We start from the raw sequence: 20,534 nt of genomic DNA, 5'->3' as shown, positions 1-20,534 counted from the left end.
AGCGAGCCTGCTCGCGATGGCGGACTCAGCCTTCTGGAAATCCGACCTAAAGCACAAACCGCCCATCGAACATCGGCTCGTTATCCAGCGCCAATACGCCGCTCTCGAAAATCAGATCCAGGTGATGGCTGCCCTTGGCCCCACCGCCAAGCCCCAGATGCAAGCCGCAGTGGCGCTCCTCGAAACCGGCATTGCGGGCGTACAGGCTCTTGACCCCTTCATTGGTGCCGATTCCCAGTTCTTCGATGCGGCGATTGGACGGGTTGGCGTCCAGGTATTTGTTGAAGTCGTGCTCCAGGCCAGGTACATCGGTGGCGATTTTCTGGATGGTGGAGTCTTCGATCCACAGCTCCAGCGGCGATTGCAACACGCCGTATTTACGTGCGAACGGGATGGTGCTCAGGAATGTGCCGAGGAAATTCACCCGGCCATTGATGGTGTCGCTGTGGGTGGCGATTTCGCCGGGAGCCAGGTCGTAGTTGCCGACCCCGTTGATGTCGGTCCATTTCTTCACGCCACCCAGGGCAGTGTCGAAATATGAACCGTGGTCATCCTGGAAGCTCAGGGTCGTCGCCTGGGACATGCGCCGGATCAGGTGACTGTTGAGCCCGGCGATGCGCTGGGGAATCACGCTGAAGGTGTCGTAGAAATAATCGCCATAGTCCTTGAACAGCAGCGATTTCTTCCAGTTGTCGGCCATCACGCCTTGCAGCGCACGGACAAAGTCCGGGCCATCGGGACGTGGGTTGGGCAGGGTGGAAGAGTCGTAGAAGAAAATATACAGATCGCTGTCGGCAATGGCCTTGGACAGGCGCTCCGTGGATTCGAGGTCCAGGCGCATGGCGCTGAACCGGAAGGGCGAGCCGCTGTCCGCCTGCTCGGCAATGGCGCCGGTCAGCACTTCGTAGTCAGCGGTATGACCCAGCAACACCTTGGCGGGCTGAATGCCGGCCAGGGCGGGATGGTGTTCGAGGTAGTAAAGGAAATGTGAGATGGCTCGTTGTGTGTCCATGCTTATTCTTCCCTGACAAGTTCATTTGACTTCCCTGACAACCGGCAAAAAGTGGCGGAGTCGACCGGCCGGATCGCCTCCGCCGGGCGGTGCCTACAGAGGCCACATCGCCGTGCCGAACGGAACGACGGCGTCGGCTTGCATCATTTCAACAGCGGCTTCATGGGTCGGTGCTTCAAACCATTCGTCCAGTTGCAGTTCGGTTTCCAAGTCTTTGTCCAGTGTTTGCATAGTGAATCTCCTAGATGACTTTTACGGAAATCAGCGGACCGATGCGGCGAGTGGAAACAGGCCGGCGACGGCACCACAGAACTTGTCGGCACGATGCCTTGGCAAGTCGCTGAAAACCTAGTCGAGGGTTTTTTGGATTGCAAAAAAATAATTTTATTTTTTTCGTTTGAACTTTTTGTTCCATTTTCAACGACAACATTACTCATTCAAAAACAGCCGCCTGGGTGTTTTTTTAAATAGGTAACTACCTACCGTCAATTTGCAGTCAGCCTACGGAAATTTCCTACTTGGAAAGTTTGCGTGACGGGTTGTAAAGAAGTACTGACAAAAAAGGGCCTCCGAGAGGGCCCAAAACGGTGTTCTGCCGGATCGTAAGAAAAAACTTCCGCACGCCTTGCCTTATTGGGTTTCCCAGGGCTCTGGCCCGCTTGTTTCCAAACGATGGGCAGGGTGAGATGCGCCCCATGCCTGTCGTGCAGGTGAATAACAAGAAGGAGGCGCAATGAACGCCGCAGCTCGAGTGCATCTCTCCCGTCGTGGCGTTTTTCGCGCTACACCCTTCAGGGGCTCGCAAGGGCCTGGACACTTTTTTGCAGCCGCCCGGCACGTTCGAGGCGGACCCATGCAATCCCGGCAAACGACACGCTGATCCGGTGGTGTCTGGCAGCAGGGGGTCAGCGGTGTACAATGCGCCGCGTTTTACTGTGACCCTGCGCGTACCCACGCACTTTCAAGGTTATCCACCTTGTTCACTCCGCCACGCCACAAGCGTGTCGGGTTCGATTTCGTCACAGATAAAAACAAACAGGTGACGCATGACCGTTGTAAAAACGCTGAAGTCCTGGTGCCTGCGCTGGGGTTTGATCGGCGCTGCTTGAGATCCGATTCGAGCGGCAACGTCTAACGAACATCATCAAACCTTGCGTGAGACCCTTTTCATGAGTGGACAAAACTCGCATTCGGGCGAGCTGAAACGCGGCCTGAAAAATCGCCACATTCAACTGATCGCCCTCGGTGGCGCGATCGGCACCGGCCTGTTCCTCGGCTCGGCAGGGGTGCTGAAATCAGCCGGCCCGTCGATGATCCTCGGCTACGCCATCTGCGGCTTCATCGCCTTCATGATCATGCGCCAGTTGGGCGAAATGATCGTCGAAGAGCCCGTCGCCGGGTCCTTCAGCCACTTCGCCCACAAGTACTGGGGCGGTTTCGCCGGGTTCCTGTCGGGTTGGAACTGCTGGATTCTCTACATCCTGGTGGGCATGTCCGAGCTGACCGCGGTCGGCAAGTACATCCATTACTGGGCCCCGGACATCCCGACCTGGGTGTCGGCGGCGGCGTTTTTCATCCTGATCAATGCGATCAACCTGGCCAATGTCAAAGTCTTCGGCGAGGCCGAGTTCTGGTTCGCGATCATCAAGGTCGTGGCGATTGTCGGCATGATTGCCTTGGGCAGCTATTTGCTGGTCAGCGGTCATGGTGGCCCGCAGGCGTCGGTGACCAACCTGTGGTCCCATGGTGGGTTCTTCCCCAACGGCGTGAGCGGCCTGGTGATGGCCATGGCGATCATCATGTTCTCCTTCGGTGGCCTGGAAATGCTCGGTTTCACCGCCGCTGAGGCCGACAAACCGAAAACCGTGATCCCCAAGGCCATCAACCAGGTGATCTACCGGATTCTGATTTTCTACATCGGCGCGCTCGTGGTGCTGTTGTCCCTGACCCCTTGGGACAGCCTGCTGGCCACCCTTAACGCTTCCGGCGATGCCTACAGCGGCAGCCCGTTCGTGCAGGTGTTCTCGATGCTGGGTAGCAACACCGCTGCGCATATCCTCAATTTCGTGGTGCTGACCGCCGCGCTGTCGGTGTACAACAGCGGCACCTACTGCAACAGCCGCATGTTGCTGGGCATGGCCGAGCAGGGCGATGCGCCCAAGGCCTTGTCCAGGATCGACAAGCGCGGCGTGCCGGTACGTTCGATCCTTGCGTCGGCGGCGGTCACGCTGGTGGCGGTGCTGTTGAACTACCTGATCCCGCAGCATGCGTTGGAGTTGCTGATGTCGCTGGTGGTCGCGACCCTGGTGATCAACTGGGCGATGATCAGCTACTCGCACTTCAAGTTCCGCCAGCACATGAATCAGGCCGGCCAGACGCCACTGTTCAAAGCGCTGTGGTATCCGTACGGCAACTACATCTGCCTGGCGTTCGTGGTGTTCATCCTGGGCGTGATGTTGCTGATCCCCGGCATCCAGATCTCGGTGTATGCGATTCCGGTGTGGGTGGTGTTCATGTGGGTGTGCTACGTGATCAAGAACAAGCGCAGTGCCCGCCAGGAATTGGCTGTGGCGGCTGCCAAGTAAGCACTGGACCCTGTGGGAGCGAGCTTGCTCGCGATGGTGATGGGTCAGCAATATCAAGGGTGACTGACACACTGCAATCGCGAGCAAGCTCGCTCCCACAGGGTTAGGCGTTGTCTGGGGTATTCGGGGTATTCTGTGGGGCCTGATTGCGGACCCTTTCCCATGCTGGCGATTTCCAACACCGTGCACATCCCGGACGCCGAGATCGAGCTGACGGCCATCCGCGCCCAAGGGGCCGGGGGGCAGAACGTCAACAAGGTCTCCAGCGCCGTGCATTTGCGCTTCGACATTCCGGCCTCGTCGCTGCCCGAGTTCTACAAGGAGCGGTTGCTGGCCCTGCGCGACAGTCGCATTACCAGCGACGGTGTGCTGATCATCAAGGCCCAACAGTACCGCACGCAGGAACAGAACCGGGCCGACGCGCTGGAGCACCTGTCCGAACTGATCCTCAGCGCCACCAAGGTCGAAAAGAAGCGCCGCCCGACCAAGCCGACCCTGGGTTCGAAAAAGCGTCGCCTGGAATCCAAGACCAAGCGCGGCTCGATCAAGGCCGGGCGCGGCAAGGTGGATTTCTAGTCCTTCTCCCGCGCTTCACGGTACCGCGGCGCCTGCCGGTACAGGTAGACACTCAGTGCCAACCCGCCCAGGGCCGCCAGGGCGGCGAACAGAAAGATCGAGGCAAAGCCGAAGCCTGCGGCAATGGCACCGGCCAGTGGCCCGGTGATCCCCAACGACAAATCGATGAACAGCGAATAGGCGCCCACCGCTGCCCCACGACTGGAGGCCGGCACCAGGTTGACCGCTTCCACGCCCAGCGCCGGGAACACCAGGGAAAAGCCGAAACCGCTCAACGCCGCGCCCGCCAGGGCCCAGTGGGCATCCGGTGCGAGCCACAACAGCAACAGTCCGAGGGTTTCCACCGACAGGCAGGCAATCGCTACGCGAAAGCCGCCCAGACGGTTGATCAGGTTACCGAACAACAGGCGCGCGCCGATGAAGCTGGCGCCGAACAGGCTCAGGCACAGTACGGCGTTGTCCCAGTGCTGCGTGGCGTAGTACAGGGTGATGAAGGTCGCGATCGTGCCAAACCCGATGGAGCCCAGGGCCAGGCCGCAGCCGTGTGGCAGCACACGTCCCAGCACATGCATGAACGGCAGGCGTTCGCCAGCGACGATGGGCGCCGCGGTTTTGCGCCAGGCCAATGCCAGCCCCAGCAAACCCAGCAAGATAATGCTGACGCCCATGCTCCACAGCCCCAACGCATTGACCAGCCATACCCCCAGCGGCGCACCGATCGCCAGCGCGCCGTAACTGGCGATGCCGTTCCAGGAGATCACCTTGGCGGTATTCGCCGCACCGACCCGGCCAATGCCCCAGCCAATCGAACCCGAGCCCACCAGGCTTTCGGCACTGCCCAGCACCAGGCGACCGATCAACAGGCTGATCAGGCTGAGTGTCGGCAGGTGGGGCGTCCAGGCCGACACGAGCATGAACACACCGCTCAGCCCACAGCCGGCGAGGCCGAACATCACCGCGCGCTTGCTCCCCAGGTTGTCGATGATTCGTCCTGCGTAAGGGCGACTGAGCAGGGTGGCCAGGTACTGCACGCTGATCACCAGCCCGGCGATCACCGCGCCGAAGCCCAGTTCGCCATGGACGAAACCGGGCAGCACGGCGAGGGGAATGCCGATATTCAGGTAGCCGATGAAGGTGAACAGGACGATGGAAACGACTTGCAGCGTGACCGCCAGGGGGCGCTGGGAATCTGACATGGGAAAGAGGTCCACGGAGCAGCGGGGATAGATAGGCGGCTTATGATAACGGCGAGCGCGGCGTCCGGGCGTGGAAAAGTAAAACTATTTGCCCAATGGCGGTTCAGCTGTCGTGCTGTCCGCTGACCAGGCGCGTGGTGACCAGCGCGGCGATGGCGTTTTCTTCGCTGCCGAAACGGGCCAGCAGGGCCGCTTGTTTCTCGGCGGGAAGGCGGGTCCAGATCTCGACCATTCTCTCGGCGGTGCCGATCAGGACGCTGGCCTGGGTTTCGCTGAAGGGAGGGGTGTCATCGGTCATGGGGCACTCGGGTTCAGGCAGTGTGGAAAGCGCATCTTAGCGCTTTCCACACGGTCTGGTGGTGCGGGTCAATCAGTCTTCGCTGTCGGCCTGGCGGCGTTCAGTGGTTTCCTTGGGCTCGGGTTGCTGGGCATCAGGTTGCCCCCCGGCTTGTAGCGTGGTCGTCTGCTCAGTGTCGTGCAGGCTTGGGAAGGGGAGATTAGGGATCTCGTGCATATCGCGCTCCTCGCAAAGTCTGTGGATAGATCTGGTAGATCCGCGCTTTTACAAAGCGTGGGCAGGATACCCCAGGAGAAATGACAAAAAGACTTTTAAATCCCGTTGTGCCGACAAAAGGGATTGTCTGGACAAGTCATGACCAATCTCACTTTACGGTGGCTTGGACGAGCTTTCCTGGCGGCCGACACCAGGGATTACCGATAGTCGGCAAGGTTCAAGAATGCGCCCGCAGGGCCGATGGCGTGTGTATATCCCGCTGCATTCGGTCGTGACACCGGACATGGAGGTCGGGGCATGTCGCTCCGTGAGTTCGGCTCTTTTACTTCCATGAGACTCCACCATGTTTCTACAAAAATCCTTGAGAGCCCAGATCCTTGCTCTGCTCAGTGGCAGTTTGCTGGCGATGCTGTTGATCGCCCTGGCGTCCTTTCATTTCCTGTCCGAGGGTGTCCAGAATTATCGCCACCTGATTGATGGCCCGTTGCGCGCCTCGCAGTTGATCGACGAGGCCAACCTGCAATTCAAGGTGCAGGTCCAGGAGTGGAAAAACGTCCTGTTGCGCGGCAAGCAGCCAGCGGACCTGGATAAGTACTGGAAGCAATTCGAAGAGCGCCAGCACGATGTCCAGGGCATTCTGGGTGAGTTGATCGGACACAAGGACCTCCCAGAGCCAATCAAGGTGCGCATTGAGCGCCTGAGGGACGAACACCGTCAGTTGGGGTCGGCATACCAGAAGGGCCGGGACGCGTTTGTGGCGGCCGGTGCGGACGCGGCGGCCGGTGATGCGGCGGTCAAGGGCGTCGACCGTGCTGCCAGCGAGCAGATGAGTGCGTTGGTGGCTGAGTTGCACCAGATGGGCAGCGAGCAATCGGTGTCGATCAGTGCCGGGGCGAATCGCACGATTATGCTGGGCACCGTAGTGATGCTGGCTTCGGGCCTGCTGATCGGGTTGTTCAGCCTGTGGCTGGTCAACCGCAATCTGGTGCAGCCCATCCGCAACCTGATCGAATACGTGACCCAATTGAGTCGCGGCCGTTTCGCCGAGCGGGTCGTCAGCAATCGCCAGGACGAACTGGGCGATCTCGCCCTGGCGGCCAACACCTTGCGCGATTTTCTCGCCGAAACCTTCACGCGCCTGCAACGCAGTGCCACGGAATTGGACAGTGCCAGCGGTGAGCTCAATGCCATCGCCAGCCTGATGAGCCAAGGCACCAGCGAACAATTCGAACGCACCGATCAGGTGGCAACGGCCATGAACGAGATGTCCGCTACCGCCCAGGAAGTTGCCCGCCATGCCGCCGATGCGGCGCGGGCTGCCGATGATGCCGATCATTCGGCGCAGCAGGGCGAGAAAGTGATGCAGGGCACTATCCACACCATCACCCAGATGCGTGGCGAAATCGCCAACACGGCCACGGTGATCCGTCGCCTGGAAACCGACAGCGGGCGCATCGGTAAAGTGCTTGAAGTGATTCGCGGGATCGCCGAGCAGACTAACCTGCTGGCACTCAACGCAGCCATCGAAGCGGCACGGGCGGGTGAGGCCGGTCGCGGTTTCGCGGTGGTCGCCGATGAGGTTCGCAACCTGGCCCAGCGCACGGCGTCATCGATCATCGAAATCAATCAGATCATCCAGACCGTGCAGACTGGCGCAGTGGACGCGGCCCAGGCCATCGAAAGCGGGCAGTCGCGCAGTGAAGAAAGTGTCGAGCAGGTGACCCAGGCCGGCGCGATGCTGGAGCGCATCACCCAGGCGGTGGAAGCGATTCGCGACATGAACCGCCAGATCGCCACCGCCGCGGAGGAGCAGACCTCCGTGGCCGAAGACATCTCGCGCAACCTCACTGAAATCACCTGCATCGCCAGCACCAACCTCGACAATGTGCAGCGCACCGAAGCGGCCAGTCGGGATTTGCATGGGTTATCCGGGCAGTTGAATGAAGTGACGGCGCGGTTGAGTGCTTGACGGCTTGTGGTGAGGGAGCAAGCTGCCTCGCCACAGAAGCTTATGCGAACCTGAGGTGGATCAATTTCAATAATCGCGTCGCTTGCGAAACGCCCATCGGCCTGCAATCACGGTAAAGGTCGCCACCAGCGCCACCAGGATCCAGAAGCCCTCGGGGTCACCGGCCAGCGGTACGCCGCCGACGTTCATGCCGAAGAAACCGGCAATGATGTTGATGGGCAGCGCCAGGACCGTGACCACGGTCAGGGTGAACAGCGTACGGTTGCTTTGTTCGTTGAGGTTGGCAGCGATCTCTTCCTGCAGCAGCTTGATCCGCTCGCCCAGGGCGGTGAGGTCGTTGATGATCAGGGCAAACTCCTCGGTGGACTTGCGCAACTCCTTGACGTCCTCCTTCTGCAACCATTGCGGTGGACGGTTGAGCAAGCGCAGCAACGAGCCTGGCTCCAGGGCCAGCAGGCGTTGCAGGCGCACCAGCACGCGACGTTGGGCGCCCAACTCGGAGCGGTTGGTGGACAGTCGCGAAGAGAGCAATTGGTCTTCGATCTGGTCGACGCTGAGGCTGGTCTTGCGCACGATCTGAGTCAGCACTTCGCCTTGGTCGCGTAGCAGGTGCACGAGCAGTTCCAGCGGTGAGCGAAAGCACTCGCCGGCCTTGACCGATGAGCGCAGCTTGTCGACCGAATGCAAAGGTTGCAGGCGCGCGCTGATGATCAACCGACTGTGCACGCAAACCCACAACGTGGAGACATCCGAGGACACCAGGTTGCTGAGGTTGAACACCACATCGTTGACCACGGCCAGCAATGCCGAGTCGACATGTTCGATCCGGGTCGAGCGTGAACCCTCGTGCAGGGCTTCGAAAAATTCCTCAGGCAGGGCCAGGTGGCTTTTCATCCAGCGTTCGCACGCTGCGTGAGCCAGGTTCAGGTGCAGCCAGAGAAACTCATCCGGGTCTTGCGGTTGTTGCAGGCTTCGCAGGGCCTGGGCCGAATCGATCTCCCTGCCACGCTCGCCGGGGCGGAAACGAAATCCGTAGAGCAGGCCGAACAGGTCAGGATCGCGATGGCTTTGGTCGATGCTGTGGTTCATGAGGGCTCGCTGGCGGGGAGTGCCTGTCGCGGCGACAACAGGTTCACTTGAGCGGCATCATTGCAAGCTTTCTTGAAGGTTTTGTGACAGTTGCGCGGTATCGTCAGATCGGTGGCGGTTTACACACGACGTACGCAAAAAAGCCGCGCAACTTGAAAGTTGCGCGGCGCCTTTAATCGATGGATCAAGTGTCTTGCTTGTTGGACAGGACTTTACCCGTTGTGGCATCGAAGTCCACGTCAAACTCTTTGCCGTCGGCAGTTTTCAGTTCCACTTCATACTCATAACCGTTGAAGTGGTTATCCAAGTCGGTGTCGGTGATGGTGGCACCTGGGTGCAACTTCAGGGCTTCTTCGTTCATCGATTCCAGGGATTTGATCTTGCCTTCCTTGACCAGTTGCGGAACCTGGTCGATTCGAACGTCAGCCTGGGCCAGGCCAGCGGTGAGGGTCAGAGCGGCAGCGGTGAACAGGGCAGTCAAAGTTTTCATATGTCTTTCCTTGGTGTCGTTAAAGGGTGAGTCGTTTAAGTGGGTTCAGATTATCTGTGGCAACTTAATTCACCCTTAATTCGAAAAAACTTGAAGCACGTTTCCTGGAAACGTCTTTCGACTCAGTAGCCGTTCTTCTCCAACAGTTGCGTCACACTGCCTGTTTCGGGACGCTTGAAGTACTTGAGCAATTCACTGGCACGGTTGGTGAAGATGCCATCGACGCCAGCATCCATCACTTTCTTGAAGTCCACCGGCTCATCCACTGTGTAGACATGCACCAGCAAACCCTGGGCATGGGTGTACTGGTTCATCCACGGCTTCACGAGATCCGAGTAACTCTGGCTGCCGCCATGGGTCAAGGCAGCGGACGGACCGGTGCCCACTGCGCCCTGGGCCTTGGCGTACTGGACCCATTTCTCGAATTCCGCCCTGTCCTTGGGTTCCTGCTTGGCATAGTAGACCGCCTTGTCCGTTTCACCGGATTCGGCAAACGGCACCTTGGACTTGGGTTCGATGTTGCCCTCGCCGACCCACAGCAAGAGGATCTTCGGCACTTTCGGCATCTCTTTGTGCAGCAGTTCCAGGCTGCTCTTCTCGAAGGTCTGCAAGACCACCTTGCCCTTGCCTTGACCGACCCCGGTGGCGCTTTTGGCGAGCTTGGAGCCGGAGGGGCTCAACCAGCCACGGTCCTGCAGTTTGTCCTTGAGGTCACGTTCGATGCCGGGAAACAACTTCGGCTCCTTGGTTTCGATGTACAGCCCCGGTTTGTGCTGTGGGTTGCCCTCGGCAATGTCGATCACTTCATCGAGGGTGAGGATTTTCAGGCCGGCGAACGAAGGACGGGCGCGGTCCGGGTAGGCGGTGTTGAACCAGCTGCCGGCATCGAGGGTTTTGAGTTCCGCCATGGTGAACTCGTTGGCGGTGCTGTCCTTGCGTTCGGGAAACTTGGTGGCGACATCAGTGGTGCGCAGCAGGCTGTCGTCATGCAGGACGAACAACACCCCATCCTTGCTGCGTTGCAGGTCCAGTTCCAGATAGTCGGCACCCAGGTCGCGAGCCAGCTTGTAGGCGGCGGCGGTGGATTCCGGCGCATCGAACGAGGCACCGCGGTGGGCAATGACCGCCGGATGCGGAATGCCTTGATGGGTTGCCAGGGCCTTGGGGCTCGGGGCTTCGGAGGCTTGTGTCTGACCAAAGCCGAGCAACAGGCTCAGCACCAAGGCGCTGCGGGTGAAGGTGACAGGCATGCTCGAGATCCTTTCGCAGGGGGCAAAAACCTATCTTTTAACAATTGAGCGCGGTTGGCGCTATCGCTACACCGACATAAACCTGTGTAAAGCAGATTTTTCCCACGCATTTCAAGGCCGCTTTGCAGTACCCTTGGCCGCACCAGTTTCCCCGGCAGAGGGAAACCTTAACTCCAACATTCGTTTGCCCTGCGTGTAAACCATCGATCAGACGTCCCGAGGGACGCATCCATGAGGTTTACCATGCGCACCACTTCGACATTCATCTGCCAGGCCGCCGACCAGCTCAAGGGTTTTGTCGGCCTGAACCGCAAGACCGGCCAGTACATCGTACGGTTCAGCGAAGACGCCTTCGGCATGGACGTGGCCGACGACGGCATCATTCCCACCAGCGAATTTGTCTGGGTTGCGGTGGCAGACGGCACCATGGCCCTCAAGCGTGAGCGAGTCCAGCTGCTGCTGGACCAGAACATCGACGACCGCATCAACCTCACCGAACCGTTGCGGGTGTACATGGCTCGCAGCGATCTGCCGGAAATCGTGGCGGTGCGGCAGTTGGTGGAAGGCTGAGCTTGGTCCTGAGCTGAACAGAAAACCTGTGGGAGCTTGCTCTCACAGGGATTTGCGCTGAACAATGAATAGGAAAACACCCGGAAAAAATGTGGGAGCGAGCTTGCTCGCGATAGCGGTGGATCAGCCAACATCACCGTGACTGACATACCGCCATCGCGAGCAAGCTCGCTCCCACAAGGATTTGTGTCCTGGCATTAGTCAGTTTGGGCGTTGGAACGCATAGTCCCGTTCGACCTTGCACACCCTCGTATGGCAATGGGTGTACCAGGTTGAGCGACCGCGCTCGCGGATCGCGCAGTGTTCGGGGTGCTGCTTCCAGGCCAGGATCGCGGCTTCATCGCTCCAATACGACACAGTAATCCCCAGACCATCGTCGCCACGGGCCGATTCGACACCTAAAAATCCGGGCTGCTTCCGGACAAGGGCCAGCATGCGCTCGGCGGCTTCGGCGTAGCCTTGGTCCCCCTCGGTACGCTGGGAGGTGAAAATCACTGCGTAACAGTGGGCGCTCATGACGTTTTCCTCGCGCAGGCTTCGACAAACGCACGGGCCAGCGGCGGCACCCGGCCTTCCAACGCAGCTCGTTCAGGCTGGAACAGCGTGGCGACAAAGAACGGATGGTCCTGCAGTTCTACCGCTCGCAGGCCGCCGGTCGAGTCCCGGGCGACGGCGTGCAGGCGCTGGCTCAGCAAGTCTTTTTCAAAATCCGGATTGACCCCGAAGCGGCAATGGTAGCCCTCGAACGCTGTCTGTCGGCCATAGGCCTTGGCGATCAACGAGCCCGCCTCGAGTTGAAGGCTGTCGATGGTTTCCACCAGGGCGCAGCTCAGCGGCGTCAACAGTGCCCGTTCAGCCTCGGGAGAGGTTTCACCGTGGACGGCGTCGACCCAGCCCATCACGTGACGGGCATATTCCAGCACGGCATGCTGAAAACCACCGCAGGTGCCCAGGAAAGGGCGACGCTGTTCGCGGGCAAAACGAATGGCTTGCAAGGCGCCGGCTTCGTTTTGGTAGGGGCTGCCGGGCACGCACCAGACACCGTCGAAATCCTCCAGCACTGCGTGGTCGGTAATGAGCGGCGTTGCCAGCCATTGCAAGCGAATGGCATGGCCGGTTTGTTTGCCTGCCAGCTCAAGTGCGAGGGGGATCGCCCGGTGAGCGGTGATGTGTGGGTCGTGGTCGCCGACCAGGGCGATGTTTAACGGATGCTGTTTTTCCATGGGAGGCTCGCCACTTGTTGATTCCTGGTGGCCACTATAGATTGGCGTTCACGCAATCAATATTGGCGTTTACCCAAGTGATCAATGCAGCAACGCACTATCGTCTGGACTATCCCGATCTGTCCCTGATCCTGGCGCTGGTTCGTGGCGGCTCGCTGGCCCGGGCCGCTCGGCTGCTGCAGGTGGACGTGTCCACGGTGTTTCGTTCGGTACGTCGGCTGGAGGCAGCCCTGGGCCAGCCCTTGTTCGAGAAAAGCCGTTCCGGGTACTTGCCCACGAGCCTGGCCCAGGCATTGGCCGAACAAGCCGAACGCGCCGAGCAGGCTTTGGAGGCGGCGCGGGTGGGGGTGGAGCAGGGCGGCGAGGTCATCAGCGGGACGGTGCGCCTGACGTGCAGTGATTCGGTCCTGCAAGCGTTGTTGCTGCCGGCGCTGGCGCGTTTCATGCCTGCTTATCCGGCGCTGAGCCTCGAGTTGAGCACCTCGAATGACTTCGCCAACCTCAGCCGCCGCGATGCCGACATTGCGTTGCGACTGACCCGTACGCCGCCGGAGCACTTGGTTGGTCGCAACCTCGGCAATGTGACGTTCCGGGTATGTGCCGGTGCCACGTACCTGCGTCCGGCGAATGTGGATGACCTGGCCGGCATGACCTGGATCGCGCCGGACGATTTTCTCCCCGATCACCCCACCGTGGCCTGGCGTCGTCAGCAACTACCTGGCGTAGTGCCCGCCTATCGCTGCAACAGCATGCTTTCGGTCACCGAACTGGTGCGGGCTGGTTTGGGGGTGGCGGCGCTGCCGGACTTTCTGATCGACGAAAACCAGGGCCTGATGCCATTCGGTGAACCGTTGCAGGGATATGACACGGCTCTGTGGCTTCTGACCCGTCCGGACTGCCGGGCCCTGCGTTCGGTGGTGACCTTGTTCGACGAGTTGGGGCGCAATCTGCGGTTGCGCTGACTTTTAACGTGCAGGCTGTGCATGACTCAATGGATGATGATCCCCTAACGGTTATAGTGCTCTGAGCACCAGCCCCTGGCAGAGAACATCACGATGACGAAGTCTTCCCAAACCACGCCCACCGCACCTGTTGACCACTTGCGTTTTCATCGCCCTCACGCTCATCTGGCGCCGACTTTTGGCAATGACCGCTTTGCGCTGAGGGCGGAGGCGTTCGCACGTTTTTTCGGGACGCCGATGCTCCTCGGTGCGCAGACTTTGATCGTGCTGCTATGGGTCAGCCTGAATCTGATGGGGGTCTTTCACTTCGATGCTTACCCGTTCATCTTGCTGAACCTGGCGTTCAGCCTGCAGTCGGCCTATGCCGCCCCGCTGATTTTGCTGGCGCAAACCCGGCAGGCCGCTCGGGACAAGGCCCAGGCGGAAGCCGATGCGCAACATCGCGAAGCCTTGGCCGTCGCCAACAGCGAGCGCCAGGCCCAGGCCGCGCAGAACACGGCGCAGTTGCTCCAATTGTTGGAGCAGAACACCCGCCTGACGGAAATGACCAAGGCGTTGACCGAGCGTATCGACAGCTTGACCACCGAAATGCACCAGAAGGTTGTGCACAACCCATCGCTGCAATAGCCCCTCATCCAGCGGGATGTGCTGGCCAATCAGGCCTGGTAACGACTCAGGAACATGTCGAGGGCCGATTCGATCACCCGGGCCTGCTCCTCCTGGGTCAGGCTCGGTTGCCCCATCGAAACCTGCGGCCAGAAGGCGAACGTCTTGAGTAGCCCATGCATTTGCTGGGCGGCAAATGCCGGCTCCACGGGCTTCAACCGAGCATCGGCCTGGGCCTGGCGAATCCAGGCCGTCAGGCCTTCTTCACGTTGGCCCATGCGCGACACCATGTCCTGGGCCCGCTCCGGGGAGTGAATCGTTGTGGCGATGGCGATGCGCGCCAAGTCGAGGAAATTCTCGTCCGCCAGCAGGTGCAGCTTGGCTTGCAGCAACGTTTGAAGCTGCTCCCGCAGCGGCGTTTGCGAGCTGTAGGGCATGTCTTGTTCTGCGGTAACGCTGTTCCATAACCGATTCAGAATGTCGGCAAACAGTTCTTCCTTGCTCGGGAAATGGTTATACACCGTGCGCTTCGATACGCCGGCAGTCGCCGCGATCTTGTCCATGCTGGTGATCTCGAAACCGCTGCTACGGAATTCAGCAATCGCGGCCTGGAGAATGGCTTCGCGTTTTCGCTCGGTAAGGCGCTGCGGTACGGTCATGGGCATTCGTCGGTTGAGAGGAGAGAAATTACACTCGGCAGTTTACTTGCTTCCGGCATTCATGCAATCTAGAAACTACACCGAATGGTGTAGTTTATCTGTCGAACGGCTGAGCGTGCATGCAACGGCCTTCCAGCGTCCCACAACGGCGAAGCGCAATTGCGACGACGTCCTTGGAGTTATCGCACCATGACCATTCCCTCTTTTTCGACCGATAGCCCGGCCGCCCAACATTTATCCCGGCACGAACAGGGCAAGTATCGCAATCACGCCTTCACTCCGCGGCAAGGGTTCGGCACGACCCTGCGCATCATCTGGAACATGACCTTCCACAAGCCGCGTGCTACCCGGCCTGCGGGCGCCATCGAGGTTCAGCCGCTGACGCGCGCCGCGTTGCTGGCCGCGCCCAATCACAGCGTCTTCCGTCTCGGCCACTCCACCGTGTTGCTCAAGCTGCGGGACAAGTTCTGGCTGACCGACCCGGTGTTCTCCGAACGTGCTTCACCGGTGCAATGGGTCGGCCCCAAGCGTTTCCATCAGCCGCCCATCAGCCTGGAAGAGTTGCCGCCGATTGAAGCGGTGATCCTTTCCCACGATCATTACGACCACCTCGATCATCAGGCCATCCTCAAGCTTGCGGCCAAGACTCGTCACTTCCTGGCCCCCCTTGGCGTGGGCGATACCCTGATCAAATGGGGTGTCGATGCCAGCAAGGTGCGTCAGTTGGACTGGTGGCAAGGCACCGAGGTGGACGGCATCGAGTTCATCGCCACGCCCTCCCAGCATTTTTCCGGTCGCGGTCTGTTCGACAGCAACAGCACCTTATGGGCCTCGTGGGTGATGATCGATGGCGCCACGCGGATTTTCTTCAGCGGCGATACCGGCTACTTCGAGGGTTTCAAACGCATCGGCGAACAATACGGTCCCTTCGACCTGACGCTGATGGAAACCGGCGCCTATAACGTCGATTGGCCCCATGTCCATATGCAGCCGGAGCAGACCCTGCAGGCTCATATCGACCTGAAGGGTCGCTGGCTGCTGCCGATCCACAACGGCACGTTCGACCTGGCGATGCATGCCTGGTATGAACCCTTCGATCGCATCCTGGCCTTGGCCTGGGAGCGCAACGTGTGCATCACCACTCCGCAAATGGGCGAAGCGTTCACCCTGGCGCAGCCGCAACGTGGCCGCGCCTGGTGGCTGGACGTAGAAACCTCGGCGTACCCGGACCGGGCCGGTATTGCCTAGCACCTGCGCAGTGGGTGTTATTCGATCATCGCGTAATCGGAGCGCCCCATCGGGTCCGGCGTCGCGCCCTTGATGTTCATGCCGCGCCCCGGTGCAAACCCGGGGAAGAACACCAGGCCCTCGGCCTCCAGGCGAAATGCCAGGGCCAAGCGGGTGACATCGAGCAACTCGCCGCCGGCCTCGAAGCGGCGGATGGCCTGGACCGAGACGCCGGATTGCCGGGACAGCTCCTCGACACTCCAGCCCAGCATGGCTCGGGCCTGCGCACTGTGAGCAGGGGTGAATTGATAGACAGCGATGCGTTCCAGGGTGGTTTTGATTGCGAGAGAGGCCATGGGGTGCTCCAAAGCGATGGGATTCAAAAAAGTACTGTGTTTTTGTACAGTTGTTTTGGCTCCTGATCAATCTCATTTTTTGATCAATGACCGGTGGTCTTCTCCAGCCAGGCGCTCGGTGCGTGACCCAGTACCCGACGGAACATGGTGGAAAACGCAGCGGGGCTGTCGTAGCCCAGATCCAGGGCTATGCGCGTCACCGAATCCCCTTCGGCCAAACGGGCCAGCGCCGCCATGACACACGCCTGCTGTCGCCACTGGCTGAAACTCAGCGTGGTCTGCCGGCTGAACAGGCGATTGAACGAGCGCAGGCTGATATGCAATTGCGCCGCCCATTGCACGGGCGAGGCATGAGTGTCGGGGTGTTTCAGGAACGCCTGGCACAGGCCGAGCAGGCGCGGATCCTGGGGCAGTGGGAGGTGCAGTGGCAGATGGGTACTGCGCAGCAGTTCGTGGAGCAGCAGATCGATCAGCGCGCCATCGCGTCCGGCCTCGTCGTAGTCCGGCGCAAGCTCTACGGCTTCCATCAGCAACTGGCGCATCAAGGGCGACACGCCGATGACCTGGCACCGCGTGTCCATGGCCGTTACCGCAGCCGGTTCGATGTACAGGCTGCGGGTGCTCACGCCCAGCATCAGTACTTCATGGTCGATCGCCGGCGGAATCCAGACTGCTCGTTGCGGCGGCACCACCCAATTGCCATCTGCCGTACTGACCTGCATCACCCCGGTGGCACCGTAGAGCAACTGTGCCCGGCGATGGCGGTGCAACGGTAGCAAATGCCCGTGGGGATAATCGGTACCAATGGCGACGACCGCCCTGGGTGTCGCATCCAACAAATCGATCGAAGTGTTGCGCATCGAAGGGTGACTCGCGATTGGCGTAAACGCGAACATTATTGGCTGGTTTGCTACAGCGGGCCAGCCTTCGTTTACCTATCGTGGACGCCTCCCCATTCCACGGACTTCCCTGGATGTTCTACGTATTGCTCGCCTGTTTCGGCTGCTTGAGTGGCGTGACCGCCGTGCTGTTTGGGTTCGGCGGTGGTTTTGTCGTGGTGCCGTTGATCTACCGCCTGCTGATGGCTCGCCACGCAGGTGACGTTATCGGTGAATCGGCGATGCACATCGCCGTGGCCACTTCCACCTGCGTCATGATCGTCAACGCCTTGGTTGCCACTGGAAAACATCACCGCGCCGGTCAGCTGCTTCGTCATTACCTGTGGCCGTTCGGCGGCTTCATCGCCCTGGGCGCGACCCTCGGCGCAACGGCTGCCAGCTGGATGAGCGGCGAGATTATCCGCTACGCCTTCATTGCCTACTTGGGCCTGACCATCCTGGATTGCCTGTTGCGCCGAGGTTTTCTGACACGCGGCAGCGATGCCGACCCACGACCTCTGTCGGCGATGGAGACGACGTTGGGTGGTACGGCTGTCGGAATCATTGCCACGTTCCTGGGGGTCGGCGGAAGTGTCATGACCGTGCCGCTGCTGCGCCGATGTGGTTTGAACATGTCCCAGGCGACGTCCATGGCCAATCCGCTGAGCCTGCCTGTCGCTCTGGCCGGCACTGTGACCTACATGGCCTTGGCCGCTTTCACCGGAACAGACTTGGGGCCGTGGTTCGTCGGTTATGTCGACTTGCTGGCCTTCGTTGTACTCACGCTCGGGGCGCTAGTGGGCATCCGCCTGGCAACGCCGTGGATCGGGCGGATACCGGATCGGCTGCATGCGCGGGTGTATGTGGGGTTACTGGTGGTGGTGATGGGTGGGATGTTGCTGGGGTAGGGAGTTATTGATCCGCCAACCCCGGCGCTTCCCGAATAATGAAGTGGTCCAGGTTCTCGATATTGGCACTGAACACCCCGAACGTCTGGTCGGGGTTTTTCTTGCTCGGCACCTGCTTGAACTCCGGCGTCACGCCATAAAAGAAGCAATACAACGACTCGTCACTGTCGATGGCGTGCTTGATTTCTTCCAGGAACGCTTTGCGCTTGCGGTAGTTGTCGATCAGCTTCTTGCTCAGGTAAACATTGACTGAGTAAGGCTTCTTCTTTGCCTCGTCCGCTTGCTTGAACCAGACCTTTGCTTCGAAATCGATGCGAAAGCTCAGCGTATAATCCTTGATCTCCTTGATCTTGCCCCAGTAAATCAAGCCCTTGTTGTCCTGCAAGTACTCGATCTTCTTGAAGAACGATCCATAGGGCGCCGTGTGCTCGCCGATCTTCAGCGGCATGCGCTTGAGCAGATCCTTGTTATCGAAATTCGAGACGAAACATTCCACCGGGTGGGCGAAGACACTGGTCTTGTCCGGCGTCGAGTCCTGGGCGGAGTGAGTGTCATCACCGTGGGACGATGCAGAGAGGGGGGGAGGGCGAGTCGCTTCAAAATCCTTCGGCAGATCGGACGGTTTACGCACGTACTGACGCCGAGTCAGTAACAGCTCCGACGGAAAATGCTCTTCGCGGTCGTCATCCGTTTCCGCCTCGCCACTCTGCGCACCCAACCCCGGCGTTTTCGGACTGACATAAGGGCAACCCTCGATATGCTGGGTCGTTGGTTGGTTCTTGAAATGTGGCGTGCGAATGTAATTGACACTCTTGGCATTGAGCGTCGTCAGCCGATTCTCCTCATCAAACGCCGTCCGACAGGCATCGTTGGGGCACTGGAACTGTTCTTTCGCGGAATCGAACGCCACCGTCTCGTCGAAATTCAGATCGCGCACGTCATAGATCGACAGCTTGTCGTCGAGGCTGCGGCAGTAAGCGAGGTCGAATTTCATTGCGGACTCGGGTCCTTGAGGGGGAAAGGATATTAATAGCGGGAGACGGGGTGGGTTGCACTGACTGTTTTCAGCTCAGTGCAAAATCTGCAGCAATACCCCGGCCATGGACAGCACCCGAGACTTTATTGATATCCCCAGCTCGACACCAACCCTGTGGCGAGGGAGCTTGCTCCCGCTGGGCTGCGCAGCAGCCCCCAATCAAGGCAGCGAGCGGGTCGTTCCAGCGTCAAAGCACGCAGTCATAGGTGCGGATGTTCTGCCTCAGCGCCGCCAGAAACGAGAAGGCGTTTTCCACCCGCTCGCCCTGGAACCCGTGGTAATAGTTTTCCGGTGTCAGCACAGTGCCGGCGCCGCGTTTGTTGTCGGGGTGCAGGCAGTAGGGGATCGACAGAAAACCACTGTCAAAGGCACCGAGCAGGGCTTCGGACAAGTTACCGTCGTGGGCCAGCGTGCCTTCGATCAGGCGTTTCGCGCTACGCAGGACGCGTCCGTGTTCCTGGGAATCGAACGGAATCTGCGGTAGAACGCCGTCGGTGTTCAGGCAGTAGTCACAGTACTCCAGCGCCGCGATATTTTCCTCTACCCGGGGAATGCGCCTTGATTCCACCGGTGTCTTGATGATCACACGCTGCACACCCGTGGCGCGGATCATCGCCAGCGCATCGCCAGTGATTCGGCAAAAACCGCCAAGCGAGCGCGGGAAGAACCCCATGAACACATAACCGACAAAGTGATAGCTGCCCGGCGCAAAATATTCGGCCGCGAGTTGCTGGAGGGCTGTCACCGCGGCACGATCCTGCACCGGCGAGGTGCCTTGAGCGTAGGAGAACGACAGCGTCTTGATGCCATGGGAGCGCAAGAACAACCCTTCAAGAATATTCAGCGCCACCAGAATCACCGGATCGCACATCTGTCCCATCATGCAACCGGCGAAGCTCTCGATGTGACTGTTGTCGACGCCGCTGGACAGCACCTGACAGGCTTTCTCCCAATGCCCGAACGCCTCGCGCAACGGCGTGCGACTGTACGGCAGGCAATAGGAAATCGGTCCGCCCTCGGTGGTGGGCAGACCGACTTCGACCATGCGCTCGAAAATGTGCAACGGGTCGGGCGAACCATGACGAACCTGCACTGGCAGGCGGTAGCGCGCATCGATCTGGTCGATCATGGCACGGGTCTGCGCTGGCGGATGGTTGACGATCGGATAACCGTTGAGCATCGATTCGCTGTCGATGGCCCGTTGCGCTGCTTCAAGATTGTTTACCCGGGTGAACGCATCAAGGGTGATGGTGCACACAGTGTTCGCCCGGCTCGCTGCCGTGGCTTCCAGGCCGGCTTGCATCCGGGCCGGGTCACTGAAGCCCATTCGCGGCTGGAGCACCGGGCCATGCGCGTTGAAGCGCTCAAGAACATGGGTGTTGAAATCGATCATCCTGATCTGCCTTTTTCTGCGAATCGGTAAGGGTG

General features: G+C 59.9%; 24 protein-coding genes. 9 read left to right on the top strand and 15 right to left on the bottom strand.

The annotated features are described in order from the left end of the window. Positions 1 to 46: 46 nt before the first annotated feature. Both BLU85_RS10485 and BLU85_RS31130 read right to left on the bottom strand, forming a co-directional pair. Positions 47 to 1,012 carry a M29 family metallopeptidase gene (locus BLU85_RS10485; protein WP_092201608.1) on the bottom strand — a complete coding sequence of 322 codons (966 nt, stop codon included), beginning with the start codon at positions 1,010 to 1,012 and terminating at the stop codon, positions 47 to 49. Between the two features lie 93 nt (positions 1,013 to 1,105). Continuing rightward, on the bottom strand, positions 1,106 to 1,243 hold the full coding sequence (locus BLU85_RS31130; protein WP_042729498.1) for a hypothetical protein: 138 nt from the start codon (positions 1,241 to 1,243) through the stop codon (positions 1,106 to 1,108). Between the two features lie 938 nt (positions 1,244 to 2,181). Here BLU85_RS31130 and BLU85_RS10480 point away from each other — a divergent pair. Beyond that, positions 2,182 to 3,597: an amino acid permease gene (locus tag BLU85_RS10480; protein WP_092201610.1), complete on the top strand. Its 1,416-nt coding sequence runs from the start codon at positions 2,182 to 2,184 to the stop codon at positions 3,595 to 3,597. 162 nt (positions 3,598 to 3,759) lie between these two features. Further along, positions 3,760 to 4,173: an alternative ribosome rescue aminoacyl-tRNA hydrolase ArfB gene (gene arfB / locus BLU85_RS10475; protein ID WP_092201612.1), complete on the top strand. Its 414-nt coding sequence runs from the start codon at positions 3,760 to 3,762 to the stop codon at positions 4,171 to 4,173. Here the strand turns inward: arfB and BLU85_RS10470 are convergent. The 3 genes from BLU85_RS10470 to BLU85_RS31125 form a co-directional block, all read right to left on the bottom strand. Further along, positions 4,170 to 5,369, bottom strand: a complete 1,200-nt coding sequence (locus BLU85_RS10470; protein WP_060740977.1) for an MFS transporter — start codon at positions 5,367 to 5,369, stop codon at positions 4,170 to 4,172. The two genes, arfB and BLU85_RS10470, sit on opposite strands and share 4 nt — an antisense overlap. A gap of 103 nt (positions 5,370 to 5,472) precedes the next feature. Beyond that, positions 5,473 to 5,667: a hypothetical protein gene (locus BLU85_RS10465; protein WP_092201615.1), complete on the bottom strand. Its 195-nt coding sequence runs from the start codon at positions 5,665 to 5,667 to the stop codon at positions 5,473 to 5,475. A 72-nt stretch (positions 5,668 to 5,739) separates the two neighbouring features. Beyond that, positions 5,740 to 5,883, bottom strand: coding sequence for a hypothetical protein (locus BLU85_RS31125; protein WP_170847594.1), 144 nt, complete (start codon positions 5,881 to 5,883; stop codon positions 5,740 to 5,742). Positions 5,884 to 6,226: 343 nt separating this feature from the next. On the opposite strand from BLU85_RS31125, the gene BLU85_RS10460 reads away from it, so the two are divergent. Continuing rightward, a complete protein-coding gene (locus BLU85_RS10460; protein ID WP_092201617.1) occupies positions 6,227 to 7,852 on the top strand; it encodes a methyl-accepting chemotaxis protein in 1,626 nt (541 codons plus the stop codon). 66 nt (positions 7,853 to 7,918) lie between these two features. Here the strand turns inward: BLU85_RS10460 and BLU85_RS10455 are convergent, their stop codons facing one another. The 3 genes from BLU85_RS10455 to BLU85_RS10445 form a co-directional block, all read right to left on the bottom strand. After that, entirely contained in the window at positions 7,919 to 8,941 is a 1,023-nt protein-coding gene (locus BLU85_RS10455; RefSeq protein ID WP_072408633.1) for a transporter, read from the bottom strand. A 184-nt stretch (positions 8,942 to 9,125) separates the two neighbouring features. Next, a complete protein-coding gene (locus tag BLU85_RS10450) occupies positions 9,126 to 9,431 on the bottom strand; it encodes a PepSY domain-containing protein (RefSeq protein ID WP_072408632.1) in 306 nt (101 codons plus the stop codon). A gap of 122 nt (positions 9,432 to 9,553) precedes the next feature. Continuing rightward, positions 9,554 to 10,681, bottom strand: coding sequence for a glycerophosphodiester phosphodiesterase (locus BLU85_RS10445; RefSeq protein WP_092201620.1), 1,128 nt, complete (start codon positions 10,679 to 10,681; stop codon positions 9,554 to 9,556). Between BLU85_RS10445 and BLU85_RS30475 the strand changes: the two genes are divergently transcribed. Together BLU85_RS30475 and BLU85_RS10440 are read left to right on the top strand one after the other, a co-directional pair. Continuing rightward, positions 10,680 to 10,880, top strand: coding sequence for a hypothetical protein (locus BLU85_RS30475; protein ID WP_139207955.1), 201 nt, complete (start codon positions 10,680 to 10,682; stop codon positions 10,878 to 10,880). The genes BLU85_RS10445 and BLU85_RS30475 overlap by 2 nt on opposite strands. 44 nt (positions 10,881 to 10,924) lie before the next feature. Beyond that, entirely contained in the window at positions 10,925 to 11,251 is a 327-nt protein-coding gene (locus BLU85_RS10440) for a DUF2025 family protein (RefSeq protein ID WP_092201622.1), read from the top strand. A 201-nt stretch (positions 11,252 to 11,452) separates the two neighbouring features. On the opposite strand, the gene BLU85_RS10435 is transcribed toward BLU85_RS10440, so the two are convergent. Next, the gene (locus BLU85_RS10435) at positions 11,453 to 11,767 is read right to left on the bottom strand and encodes an antibiotic biosynthesis monooxygenase family protein (protein ID WP_092201624.1); all 315 of its coding nucleotides are present in this window, start codon (positions 11,765 to 11,767) and stop codon (positions 11,453 to 11,455) included. Beyond that, a complete protein-coding gene (locus BLU85_RS10430; RefSeq protein WP_092201626.1) occupies positions 11,764 to 12,474 on the bottom strand; it encodes a CTP synthase C-terminal region-related (seleno)protein in 711 nt (236 codons plus the stop codon). The genes BLU85_RS10435 and BLU85_RS10430 overlap by 4 nt, the downstream gene beginning before the upstream one ends. Before the next feature lie 14 nt (positions 12,475 to 12,488). Between BLU85_RS10430 and BLU85_RS10425 the strand changes: the two genes are divergently transcribed. Together BLU85_RS10425 and BLU85_RS10420 are read left to right on the top strand one after the other, a co-directional pair. Then, positions 12,489 to 13,436: a LysR family transcriptional regulator gene (locus BLU85_RS10425; protein WP_092201628.1), complete on the top strand. Its 948-nt coding sequence runs from the start codon at positions 12,489 to 12,491 to the stop codon at positions 13,434 to 13,436. A 93-nt stretch (positions 13,437 to 13,529) separates the two neighbouring features. Further along, complete coding sequence (locus tag BLU85_RS10420; protein ID WP_092201630.1) at positions 13,530 to 14,063, top strand: DUF1003 domain-containing protein; 534 nt, start codon at positions 13,530 to 13,532, stop codon at positions 14,061 to 14,063. 29 nt (positions 14,064 to 14,092) lie between these two features. On the opposite strand, the gene BLU85_RS10415 is transcribed toward BLU85_RS10420, so the two are convergent. After that, on the bottom strand, positions 14,093 to 14,701 hold the full coding sequence (locus BLU85_RS10415) for a TetR/AcrR family transcriptional regulator (protein ID WP_092201632.1): 609 nt from the start codon (positions 14,699 to 14,701) through the stop codon (positions 14,093 to 14,095). A gap of 189 nt (positions 14,702 to 14,890) precedes the next feature. Here BLU85_RS10415 and BLU85_RS10410 point away from each other — a divergent pair, with 189 nt between their 5' ends. Beyond that, on the top strand, positions 14,891 to 15,949 hold the full coding sequence (locus BLU85_RS10410; RefSeq protein WP_092201634.1) for an MBL fold metallo-hydrolase: 1,059 nt from the start codon (positions 14,891 to 14,893) through the stop codon (positions 15,947 to 15,949). Between the two features lie 17 nt (positions 15,950 to 15,966). On the opposite strand, the gene BLU85_RS10405 is transcribed toward BLU85_RS10410, so the two are convergent. Continuing rightward, positions 15,967 to 16,284, bottom strand: coding sequence for a helix-turn-helix domain-containing protein (locus BLU85_RS10405; RefSeq protein WP_003204826.1), 318 nt, complete (start codon positions 16,282 to 16,284; stop codon positions 15,967 to 15,969). Positions 16,285 to 16,367: 83 nt separating this feature from the next. Next, on the bottom strand, positions 16,368 to 17,144 hold the full coding sequence (locus BLU85_RS10400) for an AraC family transcriptional regulator (RefSeq protein ID WP_092201636.1): 777 nt from the start codon (positions 17,142 to 17,144) through the stop codon (positions 16,368 to 16,370). A gap of 113 nt (positions 17,145 to 17,257) precedes the next feature. On the opposite strand from BLU85_RS10400, the gene BLU85_RS10395 reads away from it, so the two are divergent. Continuing rightward, on the top strand, positions 17,258 to 18,070 hold the full coding sequence (locus BLU85_RS10395) for a sulfite exporter TauE/SafE family protein (protein ID WP_092201638.1): 813 nt from the start codon (positions 17,258 to 17,260) through the stop codon (positions 18,068 to 18,070). 4 nt (positions 18,071 to 18,074) lie between these two features. On the opposite strand, the gene BLU85_RS10390 is transcribed toward BLU85_RS10395, so the two are convergent. Together BLU85_RS10390 and BLU85_RS10385 are read right to left on the bottom strand one after the other, a co-directional pair. Next, complete coding sequence (locus BLU85_RS10390; RefSeq protein WP_092201640.1) at positions 18,075 to 19,064, bottom strand: hypothetical protein; 990 nt, start codon at positions 19,062 to 19,064, stop codon at positions 18,075 to 18,077. Positions 19,065 to 19,293: 229 nt separating this feature from the next. Further along, positions 19,294 to 20,499 (bottom strand): methylaspartate mutase, encoded by a 1,206-nt coding sequence (locus BLU85_RS10385; RefSeq protein WP_092201642.1) that lies wholly within the window; start codon positions 20,497 to 20,499, stop codon positions 19,294 to 19,296. Positions 20,500 to 20,534: the final 35 nt, after the last annotated feature.

Source organism: Pseudomonas sp. NFACC14 (assembly GCF_900106885.1).
Taxonomy (GTDB): Bacteria; Pseudomonadota; Gammaproteobacteria; order Pseudomonadales; family Pseudomonadaceae; genus Aquipseudomonas; species Aquipseudomonas fluorescens_AA.
Note: the sequence above shows the minus strand (reverse complement) of the source record. Positions and strands in the feature narration are given on the sequence as shown.

What these genes read in the sequence shown, in the direction of transcription:
- BLU85_RS10485 (WP_092201608.1), bottom strand. Translation starts at nt 1,012, where the DNA reads ATGGACACACAACGAGCCATCTCACATTTCCTTTACTACCTCGAACAC.
- BLU85_RS31130 (WP_042729498.1), bottom strand. Translation starts at nt 1,243, where the DNA reads ATGCAAACACTGGACAAAGACTTGGAAACCGAACTGCAACTGGACGAA.
- BLU85_RS10480 (WP_092201610.1), top strand. Translation starts at nt 2,182, where the DNA reads ATGAGTGGACAAAACTCGCATTCGGGCGAGCTGAAACGCGGCCTGAAA.
- arfB (WP_092201612.1), top strand. Translation starts at nt 3,760, where the DNA reads ATGCTGGCGATTTCCAACACCGTGCACATCCCGGACGCCGAGATCGAG.
- BLU85_RS10470 (WP_060740977.1), bottom strand. Translation starts at nt 5,369, where the DNA reads ATGTCAGATTCCCAGCGCCCCCTGGCGGTCACGCTGCAAGTCGTTTCC.
- BLU85_RS10465 (WP_092201615.1), bottom strand. Translation starts at nt 5,667, where the DNA reads ATGACCGATGACACCCCTCCCTTCAGCGAAACCCAGGCCAGCGTCCTG.
- BLU85_RS31125 (WP_170847594.1), bottom strand. Translation starts at nt 5,883, where the DNA reads ATGCACGAGATCCCTAATCTCCCCTTCCCAAGCCTGCACGACACTGAG.
- BLU85_RS10460 (WP_092201617.1), top strand. Translation starts at nt 6,227, where the DNA reads ATGTTTCTACAAAAATCCTTGAGAGCCCAGATCCTTGCTCTGCTCAGT.
- BLU85_RS10455 (WP_072408633.1), bottom strand. Translation starts at nt 8,941, where the DNA reads ATGAACCACAGCATCGACCAAAGCCATCGCGATCCTGACCTGTTCGGC.
- BLU85_RS10450 (WP_072408632.1), bottom strand. Translation starts at nt 9,431, where the DNA reads ATGAAAACTTTGACTGCCCTGTTCACCGCTGCCGCTCTGACCCTCACC.
- BLU85_RS30475 (WP_139207955.1), top strand. Translation starts at nt 10,680, where the DNA reads ATGCTCGAGATCCTTTCGCAGGGGGCAAAAACCTATCTTTTAACAATT.
- BLU85_RS10445 (WP_092201620.1), bottom strand. Translation starts at nt 10,681, where the DNA reads ATGCCTGTCACCTTCACCCGCAGCGCCTTGGTGCTGAGCCTGTTGCTC.
- BLU85_RS10440 (WP_092201622.1), top strand. Translation starts at nt 10,925, where the DNA reads ATGCGCACCACTTCGACATTCATCTGCCAGGCCGCCGACCAGCTCAAG.
- BLU85_RS10435 (WP_092201624.1), bottom strand. Translation starts at nt 11,767, where the DNA reads ATGAGCGCCCACTGTTACGCAGTGATTTTCACCTCCCAGCGTACCGAG.
- BLU85_RS10430 (WP_092201626.1), bottom strand. Translation starts at nt 12,474, where the DNA reads ATGGAAAAACAGCATCCGTTAAACATCGCCCTGGTCGGCGACCACGAC.
- BLU85_RS10420 (WP_092201630.1), top strand. Translation starts at nt 13,530, where the DNA reads ATGACGAAGTCTTCCCAAACCACGCCCACCGCACCTGTTGACCACTTG.
- BLU85_RS10415 (WP_092201632.1), bottom strand. Translation starts at nt 14,701, where the DNA reads ATGACCGTACCGCAGCGCCTTACCGAGCGAAAACGCGAAGCCATTCTC.
- BLU85_RS10410 (WP_092201634.1), top strand. Translation starts at nt 14,891, where the DNA reads ATGACCATTCCCTCTTTTTCGACCGATAGCCCGGCCGCCCAACATTTA.
- BLU85_RS10405 (WP_003204826.1), bottom strand. Translation starts at nt 16,284, where the DNA reads ATGGCCTCTCTCGCAATCAAAACCACCCTGGAACGCATCGCTGTCTAT.
- BLU85_RS10400 (WP_092201636.1), bottom strand. Translation starts at nt 17,144, where the DNA reads ATGCGCAACACTTCGATCGATTTGTTGGATGCGACACCCAGGGCGGTC.
- BLU85_RS10395 (WP_092201638.1), top strand. Translation starts at nt 17,258, where the DNA reads ATGTTCTACGTATTGCTCGCCTGTTTCGGCTGCTTGAGTGGCGTGACC.
- BLU85_RS10390 (WP_092201640.1), bottom strand. Translation starts at nt 19,064, where the DNA reads ATGAAATTCGACCTCGCTTACTGCCGCAGCCTCGACGACAAGCTGTCG.
- BLU85_RS10385 (WP_092201642.1), bottom strand. Translation starts at nt 20,499, where the DNA reads ATGATCGATTTCAACACCCATGTTCTTGAGCGCTTCAACGCGCATGGC.